9 protein-coding genes and 1 pseudogene are annotated in these 11,363 nt (G+C 72.9%); 4 read left to right on the forward strand and 6 right to left on the reverse strand.

Annotated features, from left to right (window positions below; genetic code table 11):
- Positions 1-32: 32 nt before the first annotated feature.
- On the reverse strand, positions 33-998 hold the full coding sequence (locus ACFU99_RS17535; RefSeq protein ID WP_384392440.1) for a hypothetical protein: 966 nt from the start codon (positions 996-998) through the stop codon (positions 33-35).
- Positions 999-1,068: 70 nt separating this feature from the next.
- Positions 1,069-3,087: an acetoacetate--CoA ligase gene (locus ACFU99_RS17540; RefSeq protein WP_384392442.1), complete on the reverse strand. Its 2,019-nt coding sequence runs from the start codon at positions 3,085-3,087 to the stop codon at positions 1,069-1,071.
- A 291-nt stretch (positions 3,088-3,378) separates the two neighbouring features.
- On the opposite strand from ACFU99_RS17540, the gene ACFU99_RS17545 reads away from it, so the two are divergent.
- The 4 genes from ACFU99_RS17545 to glpK all read left to right on the forward strand — a co-directional run bounded on the left by ACFU99_RS17545 (position 3,379) and on the right by glpK (position 9,329).
- On the forward strand, positions 3,379-5,769 hold the full coding sequence (locus tag ACFU99_RS17545) for a glycoside hydrolase family 31 protein (protein WP_384392445.1): 2,391 nt from the start codon (positions 3,379-3,381) through the stop codon (positions 5,767-5,769).
- Between the two features lie 79 nt (positions 5,770-5,848).
- Positions 5,849-6,724 carry a M15 family metallopeptidase gene (locus tag ACFU99_RS17550; RefSeq protein ID WP_384392447.1) on the forward strand — a complete coding sequence of 292 codons (876 nt, stop codon included), beginning with the start codon at positions 5,849-5,851 and terminating at the stop codon, positions 6,722-6,724.
- A gap of 273 nt (positions 6,725-6,997) precedes the next feature.
- On the forward strand, positions 6,998-7,732 hold the full coding sequence (locus ACFU99_RS17555; RefSeq protein WP_384392449.1) for an MIP/aquaporin family protein: 735 nt from the start codon (positions 6,998-7,000) through the stop codon (positions 7,730-7,732).
- 13 nt (positions 7,733-7,745) lie between these two features.
- The gene (gene glpK, locus ACFU99_RS17560; RefSeq protein WP_384392452.1) at positions 7,746-9,329 is read left to right on the forward strand and encodes a glycerol kinase GlpK; all 1,584 of its coding nucleotides are present in this window, start codon (positions 7,746-7,748) and stop codon (positions 9,327-9,329) included.
- Positions 9,330-9,397: 68 nt separating this feature from the next.
- On the opposite strand, the gene ACFU99_RS17565 is transcribed toward glpK, so the two are convergent.
- The 4 genes and pseudogenes from ACFU99_RS17565 to ACFU99_RS17580 form a co-directional block, all read right to left on the reverse strand.
- Entirely contained in the window at positions 9,398-10,009 is a 612-nt protein-coding gene (locus tag ACFU99_RS17565) for an ATP/GTP-binding protein (RefSeq protein WP_384392460.1), read from the reverse strand.
- A gap of 187 nt (positions 10,010-10,196) precedes the next feature.
- Positions 10,197-10,610: a DUF742 domain-containing protein gene (locus ACFU99_RS17570; RefSeq protein WP_384392455.1), complete on the reverse strand. Its 414-nt coding sequence runs from the start codon at positions 10,608-10,610 to the stop codon at positions 10,197-10,199.
- A gap of 8 nt (positions 10,611-10,618) precedes the next feature.
- Positions 10,619-11,056: a roadblock/LC7 domain-containing protein gene (locus tag ACFU99_RS17575; protein ID WP_384392458.1), complete on the reverse strand. Its 438-nt coding sequence runs from the start codon at positions 11,054-11,056 to the stop codon at positions 10,619-10,621.
- A pseudogene (locus ACFU99_RS17580) lies at positions 11,053-11,363 on the reverse strand (histidine kinase); the annotation flags it as partial. The gene ACFU99_RS17575 and the pseudogene ACFU99_RS17580, both read right to left, overlap by 4 nt.

Raw genomic sequence — 11,363 nt, forward strand, 5'->3', positions numbered from 1 at the left:
GAGCGGTGGGGCGCCCCTCGTCCGTTGAGGCGTCAGATCGTCTCCCCCGACTCCCCCGTCTCCGATGGCCGTACGAGCGTGGCGCCCGCCGCGTACTCGACTCCGTGCTCGGGCGGTACGGGTTCGCCGGTGTCGGCGTCCGTGCAGTAGGCGGCGAAGATCTCGGCCTCGCTCAGGGGGCGCAGCCAGTCGTCGTGCAGGGCCCAGCCGCTGACCCGGTCGTGTCCGTCGGGCGTGGTGGTGCGCAGGACGACGCCGCCTCGGCGCGCGGTGGCCAGGCCCGCGGCCAGCACGGTGCAGAAGAGGAGGGCCTGGGCCTGCGGCACGTGGAGCACTCCGCCGGGGCGGGGCTCGGCGCGCAGCATCGCGACGAGCGGGGGCTCGTGGGCCGGTTGGTCGGCCGGGATGCTGCACACGAGGTGGTGCGCTCCGTCGCCGGCCGTGTCGAGGAGCAGCCGCAGGGCGTGCGAGGCGCGGGCGAACGCGGCGTCCGCCCGGTCCTCGCCGCAGCCCCCGGCCCCGCAGCGGTTCGCCTGGGAGAGCAGCCGTGTCGCGTACTCCCAGGTCGCCTGGCGTTCGGCCGCGTCGACGAGGTGCGGCAGCAGGCGGTCGATGGGCTGGCCCTCGTAGGGCACCGTGCCGCCGGCCGCGCCCAGGTGGGCGGTGTAGCGGGTGCGGCTGGCGGGATCGTCGGGGGCGAGGCGGGTGTGGGCGCAGAACTCCTCGTAGCCGACGGGGTCGAAGAGGGCGACGGTGATGTGGACGCCCTGGGCGGCGAGGGTTTTCAGCAGTCCTTCCATCTGCCGCAGGTAGACCGTGTGGTCGTCGAAGGAGAAGGTCCCGTACCGCCGCATGGCCGCGAAGTCCCGCTCGTCGGCGAGCAGGGCCACGGTGCTGGGCGCTTCGCGGCGCAGCGAGCGCCGTGCGATGGACCGTGCGGTGGGCCGTGCGGTGGGCCGTGCGGTGGTTCGCTTTCGGTCGTTCCCGGTGTGCGCCATGACTCCCCCTCAGCGCGAGCGATCAATGCTCACTCAGAGTAGCCGCAGGCACTGACAGTAGCCTTGTGCCTCAGCTGTCCGCGGCGGCGCGGTCGTGGGCGAGCCGCTCGTAGAAACGCAGGAGTCCGAGGTCGTCGACGGACCCGGGGTTGACGGCCTTCTCCAGTTCGGCGCCTTGCAGCAGCCTCTTGACGGGGACCTCGATGCGTTTGCCGGTGAGGGTGTGCGGGACTCCGGGTACCTCGATGACCTCGTCGGGGACGTGGCGCGGGGAGAGGTTCTCGCGGAGGGTGTTCTTGATGCGCGTGCGCAGGGCGTCGTCGAGAGCGGCGCCCGGTGCGAGGTGGACGAAGAGGGGCATCCAGTAGCCGCCGTCGGGCTGTTCGACGCCGATGACGAGGGACTCGCGGATCTCGGGGAGCCGTTCGACCGCTTCGTAGATGTCGGCGGAGCCCATCCGAACGCCCCCGCGGTTGAGGGTGGAGTCGGAGCGGCCGTGGATGACGACGGAGCCGCGGGAGGTGAGGGTGATCCAGTCGCCGTGCCGCCAGGCGCCGGGGAACATCTCGAAGTAGCTGTCGTGGTAGCGGCTGCCGTCGGGGTCGTTCCAGAAGTGGATGGGCATGGACGGCATGGGTTTGGCGACGATCAGTTCGCCGACCTCGTCGATGACGGGCTTGCCGGCGGCGTCCCAGGCCTGGAGGTCGGTGCCGAGGCAGGGCGCCTGGAGTTCGCCGATGTGGACGGGGAGGGTGGGGACGGCTCCGGCGAAGCAGCTGCACACGTCCGTGCCGCCGCTGACGGAGGCGATCCACATGGAGTCGGCGACCTCGTCGTGGATCCAGCGGAAGCCGTCGGGGGGCAGCGGCGAGCCGGTGGTGGCGACGCATCGGACGGTGGTGAGGCCGAGGTCGCGGCCGGGGTGGAGGCCGGCCTTGCGGCAGGCCATGACGTACGCGGCGGAGGTGCCGAAGAGGGTGGTGCCGGTGCGTTCGGCGACGCGCCACTGGGCGGAGATGTCGGGGCGGCTCGGGCTGCCGTCGTACAGGACGATCGTGGCGCCGACGAGGAGGCCGGAGACGAGGAAGTTCCACATCATCCAGCCGGTGGAGGTGTACCAGAAGAAGCGGTCGCCGGGGCCGAGGTCGCAGTGCAGGCCGAGCTGTTTGAGGTGTTCGACCAGGATGCCGCCCTGGGACTGGACGATGGCCTTGGGGAGGCCGGTGGTTCCGGAGGAGTAGAGCACCCACAGGGGGTGGTCGAAGGGCACCTGCTCGTAGACGGGTTCGGTGTCGGCTGAGGTGAGCGCGTCCCATTCGAGGGCGCCTTCGGGGGCGGGGGTGCCGAGGAGCGGGATGTGCACGACGGCGCGGAGGGTGGGCAGTTCGCGGCGGAGTTCGGCGACGGTTTCCGCGCGGTCGTGGCGTTTGCCGCCGTAGCGGTAGCCGTCGACGGTGAACAGGATGACGGGTTCGACCTGCTGGAAGCGGTCGAGGACGCTGCGGGCGCCGAAGTCGGGGGCGCAGGAGGTCCAGACGGCGCCGACGGCGGCGGTGGCGAGGAGCGCGGTGACGGCCTGCGGGATGTTGGGGAGGTAGCCGCTGACGCGGTCGCCGGGGCGTACGCCGAGGCGGCGCAGCTCGGCGGCGAGGGAGCCGACCTGGCCGCGGAGCTCGGCCCAGGTGATGGTGCGCGGTTCGTGGGTCTCGTCCACGTGGAGGATGGCTGGCGCGTTGGCGCGGTCGGGGTCGGCGGCGGCGCGCAGGGCGTGTGCGGCGTAGTTGAGCGTGGCGCCGGGGAACCAGGCGGCGCCGGGCATGGCGCGGTCGGCGAGGACGCGTTCGTACGGGGTGGTGAAGTCGACGGCGAACCATTCGGTGGTGGCCTGCCAGAAGCGCTCCAGTTCCTGGACGGACCAGCGGTGGAGCGCGGCGTAGCTCGCGGCGGGGTCGCCGGGGACGGCGGGGGGCGCTCCGTGGTGCTCGGCGGCCCAGTCCTGGAAGCGGGTGACCTGGGCGGCGGCGATGCGGTCCTCGCCGGGCTGCCACAGGGGTTCCGGCTGGGCTGCGGGCTGCGGTGCGGTGGTCATCTGGCGTCTCCCGGCTGTCACGCGTCGTGGGCGTCGCCGCGCACGTGCGGGGTGTGCGCGGAACGCGGCTGTGCAGGACGATGCCACGTGATCGACTCTCACACCAGGTCCGGGGCCCTGCGGCAGGGGCGGTCGGCGGTCCCGCGTCGAGCGTGGTGGCGAGCGCGGCAGGTGTGGCGGGTGTGGATATTGGGTGTGCGGTGAAGGCGGGGCGATATGGCGGGATACCCCTGGGTGAACGGGAGTTGAACGGAGCGCGCGCCCGGCGGTGTCGGTGGCAGGGTGAGCAGCATGGATGCGCGTGACCTGGTGCGGTCGGTGAAATCAGTCGGTTCGGCACGGGGGCTGCGGTCGCTGCGGTCGGCGGTGCGGCGGCGGCGCCTGGACGTGGCCGGGCTGCCGCGGCGCGGTGCGGAGCGGGCGCGGGTGCCGGGTGCGGCGCAGGGAGCGGAGCCGCGGCCGGGCGGCGGGGTGGTGCGGTTCGCCCGGTCGTCGCTGCGGGTGCGGGTCGCGGCGGGCGGCGCGGTGTTCTGCGGCTGGGACGGCGCCGGGCCGGAGCCGTCGTACGCGCTGGCGGGGCCGTGTCCGGCGGTGGACGAGCGGGCGGTGCTGGAGCCGGATACGGACGGCGGCTGGCGGGTGATGTCGGAGCGGGTGCTGGTGGTGGTCTCCCGGCACGGCGCGGTGGAGGTGCGTACGCCCGGGGGCGCGGTGCTGCGGCGGGATCTGCCGCCGCGCTGGTGGGAGCCGGTGGACGGGCAGGGTCCGGAGCCTCGTACGACTGGGGCGGGGGCGGGGGACGCCGGGGCGCGCTGGGTGCAGCGGTCCGAGGTGGCGGCGGACGCGCGGTTCTTCGGGCTGGGCGGCCGGGCGGCGGGGCCCCGGCTGCGGGACGGTGCGTACCGGCTGTGGAACACCGATCCGGGCGGGTCCTTCGAGCCGGGGGACGATCCGCTGTATCTGACGATGCCGGTGCAGTTGGTGGTGGCGGACGCGGGGTCGCATCTGGTGTTCCACGACAACTCGTGGGACGGGTGGGTGGCGTTGCGGGAGGGGGTGGAGGGCGAGGGGTCGGGGCATGACCGGCGGGGCCGGTGCGAGGTGCGGATGGACGGGGGGCCGCTGCGCTACTGGGTGATGGCGGGGACGCCTGCGCGGGTGCTGCACGCGTGGACGGCGCTGACGGGCGCGCCCGCGCTGCCCCCGGCGTGGGCGCTGGGGTACCACCACGCGCGCTGGGGGTTCGGGGACGCGGCCGAGGTGCGGCGGGTGGCGGCCGGGTACCGGGAGCGGGGGCTGCCGCTGTCGGCGCTCCATCTGGACATCGACCACTACCGGGGGCACCGGGTGTTCACGGTGGACGGCGAGCGGTTCCCGGATCTGCCGGGGCTGGCGGCGGAGCTGCGCGGGCAGGGGGTGCGGCTGGTGTCGATCGTGGATCCGGCGGTGAAGGCGGAGCCGGGGAACGCGGTGTACGACAGCGGGGCGGCGGCGGACGCGTTCGTACGGGACGCGCGGGGGCGGCGGGTGCGGGGCGAGGTGTGGGCGGGCGAGTCGGTCTTCCCGGACTTCACGGAGCCGGGGGTGCGCAAGTGGTGGGGCGGGCTGTACGGGGAGCGGCTGGCGCAGGGGTTCTCCGGGGTGTGGCACGACATGAACGAGCCGGTGTCGTTCGTGCCCTTCGGCGATCCGACGCTGCCGCGGTCGGCGCGGCACGCCCTGGAGGGGCGGGGCGGCGATCATCGGGAGGCGCACAACGTGTACGGGCTGGCGATGGCGCGGGCCGGTTACGAGGGGCTGTGCGAGCTGCGGCCGGAGGAGCGGCCGTTCCTGTTCTCGCGGTCGGGGTGGGCGGGGGTGCAGCGGTACGGGGGCAGTTGGTCGGGGGATGTGGCGACGGGCTGGCCGGGGCTGCGGGCGTCGCTCGCGCTGGTGCTGGGGCTGGGGCTGTGCGGGGTGCCGTATTCGGGGCCGGATGTCGGGGGGTTCACGGGTTCGCCGTCGCCGGAGCTGTTTCTGCGGTGGTTCCAGCTGGGTTCGCTGCTGCCGTTCTTCCGTACGCACGCGGCGATCGACGCGGGGCGGCGGGAGCCGTGGGAGTTCGGTCCGCGGGTGCTGGAGCACGCGGGGGCGGCGCTGCGGCAGCGGGAGCGGCTCCTGCCGTATTTCGTGACGCTGGCGCAGCTCGCGCACCGGTCGGGCGCGCCGTATGTGCGGCCGGTGTGGTGGCGTTCGCCGCAGGACCGGGCGCTGCGCGACTGCGAGGACGCGTATCTGCTGGGCGATTCGCTGCTGGTGGCGCCGGTGCTGGAGGCCGGGGCGGAGTGGCGGGCGGTGCGGCTGCCGCGGGGGCGGTGGTACGACACGGCGACGGGCCGGGCGTACGAGGGGCCGGGACAGGTGCTGCTGCCCGCGCCGCTGGAGCGGATTCCGGTGCTGGCGCGGGCGGGGTCGGTGGTGCCGGTGGCGGGCGCCGGGGGCGGGGTCGAGCTGGAGGTGTGGGAGCCGGCTCCGGGGCGTACGGGCGCGGGCGTGCTGATTCCGGACGCGGGGGACGGCTGGGAACGGCCGGCGGCGGTGCGGTTCACGACGCGGTGGCGGGACGGGCGGCTGCGGGTGGAGCAGGAGGGCGCGGACGAGGTGGCGTATCCGGTACGGGTGCGTCCGGTGGCCGCGGGGTAGCGGGCCGCCGCCGCGCCCTCTTCCGCGGCGGCCTCCGGTGCTGCTAAGTGGAGGGATCACCGACCTTCTGGAGGTGCCCATGTCACGATCAACCGCCGCGCGGGTACGCGCCCTGTCCGCAGCCTTCTCGCGCGTACGCACCCGGTCCGCCGTTCCCTCGCGCGCGCCGGTGCTCTGCGCCGCCGCTCTCCTCGCGCTGGCCCCGGCCACTTCTGCTCAGGCACATCAGGCGCGCCCGGAGCGGGGGCCGAGGGCCCCGAAGGAGTTCGTGGCCCTCCGTGACGTCGATCCGACGATCCTTCAGGAGATCCGCTACATCACCCCGCACAACTTCACCGGGCGCCGCGTCGACGGCTACCGGCAGCCGGTGTGCCTGCTGACCCGGCCCGCCGCGTTGGCCCTGCACCGGGTGCAGCGCGGGCTGCTGCGCCGGGGGTACACGCTGAAGGTCTACGACTGCTACCGGCCGAAGCGGGCGGTGGCGGCCTTCGTGAAGTGGGGCGAGGACCTCTCCGATCAGCGGATGAAGCGCGAGTTCTATCCGCAGGTGGACAAGTCGCGGCTGTTCGACGACGGCTATATCGCCGAGAAGTCGGGGCACAGCCGGGGCAGCACGATGGATCTGACGGTGGTCCGGCTGCCACCCGTACCGACCCGGCCGTACGTCCCCGGGGAGCGGCTCGTGCCCTGTCACGCGCCCAAGGGGCAGCGGTTCCCGGACAACTCGATCGACATGGGGACCGGGTTCGACTGCATGGACACCCTCTCGCACACCCTCGATCCACGGGTGCGGGGGAAGCAGAGGGCCAACCGGACGCTGCTCAAGTCCGCCATGGAGCGCGCCGGTTTCGTCAACCTGCCGCAGGAGTGGTGGCATTACACGTACCAGCCGGAGCCGTTCCCCGACCGCTACTTCGACTTCCCGGTCTCCTACCGGTCCGTACACCGGCACTGAGCGGGTCGCGGCCGATGCCGTGCCGCCACTCTGCTGCGGACGACCTTGACGCTCCGTCAGCACCGGGGAACACTGCCGGATATCAGTCGGCACCGCCGCAGCAGGGCGTCCCCGGTGGTGCCACCGCTCCCCTGGCGAATGCCCTGTCGCGCTGATCGCCGACGCCGGGCAGGGGGCACGGGAACCCTCGGCCGCCGGCCGCCGCCTCATCGGGGAGCACCCCCCTGCACGGAGGACCGGGACGGTGTCCCGGGCGAGGGACTGGGAGCCGCAGTGGATCAGTTCTCCAATGGCGACATCTTCATAGGCGAGATCATCGGCACCGCGGTGCTGATTCTCTTCGGCGCCGGAGTGTGCGCCGCCGTCACTCTCACACACTCGAAGGCCAAGGCCGCCGGCTGGGTCGTGATCGCCTTCGGCTGGGGCTTCGGCGTGCTGGCCGGGGCGTACACCGCGGGGCCGCTCTCCGGCGGGCACCTCAATCCGGCGGTGACGCTGGGCATCGCCATCGACACCGGGCACTGGGACAAGGTGCCCGTCTATGTGGCGGGGCAGATGATCGGCGCGGTGCTCGGCGCGGTGCTGTGCTGGCTCGCCTATTACGCGCAGTTCGCCGCCAACGCCGACCAGGGCAGCGCGCAGCCGACGCTGGGGATCTTCTCGACCGTTCCGGAGGTCCGTAATCCGGTGGCCAACCTGCTCACCGAGGTCATCGCGACGATGGGGCTGGTGCTGCCGGTGCTGGCCTTCGGGCTCACGAAGGGGCTCGGGCAGTCCGGCACCCAGACGCTGATGGTCGCGTTCGTCGTGGTCGGCATCGGCCTCTCGCTGGGCGGGCCGACCGGCTACGCCATCAATCCGGCGCGCGACCTCGGTCCGCGCATCGCGCACGCCGTGCTGCCCATTCCCAACAAGGGAACCTCCGACTGGGGGTACTCGTGGATCCCGGTGGCGGGTCCGTTGATCGGGGCGGCGCTGTCCGGTCTCATCTTCAACGCAGCCTACTGACTCGGGAGACGTCATGATCGACAGGACCGGCGCCGCCGACAAGGCCGGCAAATACACAGCCGCGATCGACCAGGGCACCACCTCCAGCCGCTGCATCGTCTTCAACCAGGACGGCGCGATCGTCGCCGTCGACCAGCGCGAGCACCGGCAGATCTTCCCCAAGCCGGGCTGGGTGGAGCACGACGCGACCGAGATCTGGTCCAAGGTGCAGGCCGTGGTGGCGGGCGCGCTCGCCAAGGCGGGGCTGCGGGCGGACGAGCTGAGCGCGGTGGGCATCACCAACCAGCGGGAGACGACGGTCCTGTGGGACCGCACGACGGGCAAGCCGGTGCACAACGCCGTCGTGTGGCAGGACACGCGGACGTCCGCGCTCTGCCGGGAGCTGGGCGGCGCGGACGGCCAGGACCGGTTCCGGGCGGCGACCGGGCTGCCGCTCGCGAGCTACTTCTCCGGGCCCAAGGCTGCCTGGCTGCTGGACAACGTGCCGGGGCTGCGCCGCCGGGCGGAGCTGGGCGAGGTCGCCTTCGGCACTTTGGACTCCTGGCTGATCTGGAATCTGACCGGCGGCACAGACGGCGGGGCGCACGTCACGGACGTCACCAACGCCTCGCGCACGATGCTGATGAACCTGGAGACGCTCCAGTGGGACTCCTCGGTGCTCGCCGCGATGAATCTGCCCGAGGTGATGCTGCCGGAGATCCGTTCCTCGGCGGAGGTGTACGGGACGGCGGTCGGCCAGCTGGCCGGGGTGCCGGTCGCCTCGGCGCTGGGCGATCAGCAGGCCGCCGTCTTCGGGCAGACCTGCTTCGGGGTGGGCGAGGCGAAGAACACCTATGGGACGGGCTCGTTCCTGCTGCTGAACACGGGCGAGCGGCCGGTGGCGTCCAAGAGCGGGCTGCTGACGACGGTGGGCTACCGGCTGGGCGGCGACCCGGCCGTGTACTGCCTGGAGGGCTCGATCGCGATCACGGGCGCGCTGGTGCAGTGGTTCCGCGACCAGCTGGGCATCATCCGCTCCGCCGAAGAGATCGAGCCGCTGGCGGCGAGTGTGGAGGACAACGGCGGGGCGTACATCGTGCCGGCGTTCTCCGGGCTGTACGCGCCGTACTGGCGCTCGGACGCGCGGGGCGTGGTCACCGGGCTCACCCGGTACGTCACCAAGGCGCATCTGGCGCGCGCCGTGCTGGAGGCGACGAGCTGGCAGACGCGCGAGGTGGTGGACGCGATGTACCAGGACTCCGGGGTGCGGCTCACCTCGCTGAAGGTGGACGGCGGGATGACCGTCAACAATCTGCTGATGCAGCATCAGGCGGATGTGCTGGGCGTGCCGGTGATCCGTCCGGTCGTCGCCGAGACGACGTGTCTGGGCGCGGCCTATGCGGCGGGGCTGGCCACGGGCGTCTGGCAGGACCTCGACGAGCTGCGGTCGCACTGGAAGCGCGACACGGAGTGGACGCCGCGGATGGAGGCCGCCGAGCGCGAGCGGGAGTACGGCAACTGGCGCAAGGCGGTCGAGCGCAGCTTCGGCTGGCATGAGGACGACGGAGGGGCCAGGGAGGCCGCAGGAGCCGGGAAGGACGAGGCGGGCGGCGGCTGACCGCCGCCGCGTGCCCCGGCCCGTACGCCCTCGAACATCGCGGAGGGGTACGGGCCGGGGGCGCGCGGTCAGGTGCGGGCGTGCTCGCGGTGACTCGCGGACGCCTCCATGGCGTGCTCGACGACCGAGATCAGGACCCGCTTTGCGGATTCCCGCTCGCGCGCGTCGCACAGCAGGACGGGGACCTGGGGGTCGAGGTCGAGGGCGTCGCGGACGGTGTCCTCGGGGTAGCGGTCCGCGCCGTCGAAGCAGTTGACGGCGACGGTGAAGGCGATGGAGCGCCGCTCGAAGTAGTCGATGGCGGCGAAGCAGTCCTGGAGGCGGCGGGTGTCGGCGAGGACGACCGCGCCGAGGGCGCCTTGTGCCAGCTCGTCCCACAGGAACCAGAAGCGGTCCTGGCCGGGGGTGCCGAAGAGGTAGAGGACTAAGTCCTCGCGGAGCGTGATGCGGCCGAAGTCCATGGCGACGGTGGTGGTGGACTTGGCCTCCACGCCGTCGGTGGAGTCGACCGGCCGTCCGGCTTCGCTGAGCAGCTCCTCGGTGCGCAGCGGCTTGATCTCGCTGACCGCGCCGACCAGCGTCGTCTTGCCGACCCCGAAGCCGCCCGCGACCAGGATCTTGAGCGTCACCGGGTCGGCCTTGGACCGCTTGCGGCTTCGGTCGGAGCGCCCGAAGACCATGAGTCTCTTCTCCTGGGTGGCATGGATGGCGTGGACAGGGTTGGTTGCCAAGTGATCAGCATGTGGTCGGCTTTGGCAAGGGAACAGTACAACGTGCACACCGCACTCGCACGTCCCGCGCTCGTCAACTGCGGTCCGCCGAGGGCCGATCGCGGCGCGCCGGAGTCCGTACGGGCGCGGGGCCCGGCTACAGCGCCCGCAGGCCGTCGATCACCTCGCGCAGGAGGGTCTCGTCCGGGAGCTCCGCCGGGGGCACCGGTCTGGAGACCCGGACGAGCTCCGCGTCGATCAGATCGCCGACCAGGACCCGGACCACCCCGACGGGCAGGTCGAGCCCGGAGGCGAGCTCCGCGATGGACTGCGGGGCGTCGACGCTGAGCTCGACGATGTCGAGGTGTTCCGGGGACAGCGTCTGGTCCACCACGGCGTGCACGTCCCCGGCGTGCTCGTCCAGGGACTCGTCGGCGATGACGACCGCGATCAGGTCGAGTTTCGCCTCGGCCGCGCTGCGGGTGCGGCCGCGCGTCATGGCGTACGGCCGTACCACGGGGCCTGCCGCGTCGTCGAACCAGTGGGCCTGGCCGCCGCCGTCTTCGGTCATGCCCGTAGTCACCCGTCGGCGGCCACGCCGGTCCGCGGAGCGGCGGCCAGGTGCGCCCCCACGCGCTTGACGAGGAGCGTCATCTCGTAGGCGACGAGCCCGACGTCCGAGTCGGCGTCGGCAAGCACGGCCAGACAGCTGCCGTCGCCCGCGGCGGTGACGAAGAGGAACGCCTCGTCGAGCTCGACGACGGTCTGCCTGACCTTGCCGGCCTCGAAGTGCCGGCCCACGCCCTTGGCGAGGCTGTGGAAGCCGGAGGCGACGGCTGCCAGATGTTCACTGTCCTCACGGGTCAGCTCCTTGGATGTGCCGGTCGGCAGGCCGTCCCCGGAGAGTACGAGCGCCTTGCGGATGCTGCCGACGCGCTCGACGAGCTCGTCGAGCAGCCAGTTCAGCTCGCCGGTGCTCGTGGACGCGCTGCGTGCTGCGGCCTTCGGTGCGGTCATCGACCGTCCCCTTCAGATGTCGTTCCTTGTGCGGTGGATGCCGTGCCGTCGGGTTCGCGTGCGTTGTGCTCGCGCCCGCGCTGCCAGCCGCGCTGGAGCGAGGCCATCCTGGCCCGCACCTCGTCGGCGTCGCGCTCGGGCTCCGGATCGGCAGGGCCCGCGGCGGCGGCCTGCCCCGCGGGGTCGTTCTTGAGCTGGGGCGCGAGGCTGGCCTGCCGCACCCGCCGGGGCAGCGCGACGGTCTTCTCGTCCCGCCGCGCGCCGCCCGTGCTGTCGTCCTCGGCGGCCGGCCCGCGGTGGTCGGCGG

The organism is Streptomyces sp. NPDC057654 (assembly GCF_042800135.1).
GTDB lineage: Bacteria > Actinomycetota > Actinomycetes > Streptomycetales > Streptomycetaceae > Streptomyces.

Coding starts and splice junctions, on each gene's coding strand:
- glpK (WP_384392452.1), top strand. CDS start 7,746: ATGATCGACAGGACCGGCGCCGCCGACAAGGCCGGCAAATACACAGCC.
- ACFU99_RS17550 (WP_384392447.1), top strand. CDS start 5,849: ATGTCACGATCAACCGCCGCGCGGGTACGCGCCCTGTCCGCAGCCTTC.
- ACFU99_RS17535 (WP_384392440.1), bottom strand. CDS start 998: ATGGCGCACACCGGGAACGACCGAAAGCGAACCACCGCACGGCCCACC.
- ACFU99_RS17575 (WP_384392458.1), bottom strand. CDS start 11,056: ATGACCGCACCGAAGGCCGCAGCACGCAGCGCGTCCACGAGCACCGGC.
- ACFU99_RS17565 (WP_384392460.1), bottom strand. CDS start 10,009: ATGGTCTTCGGGCGCTCCGACCGAAGCCGCAAGCGGTCCAAGGCCGAC.
- ACFU99_RS17540 (WP_384392442.1), bottom strand. CDS start 3,087: ATGACCACCGCACCGCAGCCCGCAGCCCAGCCGGAACCCCTGTGGCAG.
- ACFU99_RS17545 (WP_384392445.1), top strand. CDS start 3,379: ATGGATGCGCGTGACCTGGTGCGGTCGGTGAAATCAGTCGGTTCGGCA.
- ACFU99_RS17570 (WP_384392455.1), bottom strand. CDS start 10,610: ATGACCGAAGACGGCGGCGGCCAGGCCCACTGGTTCGACGACGCGGCA.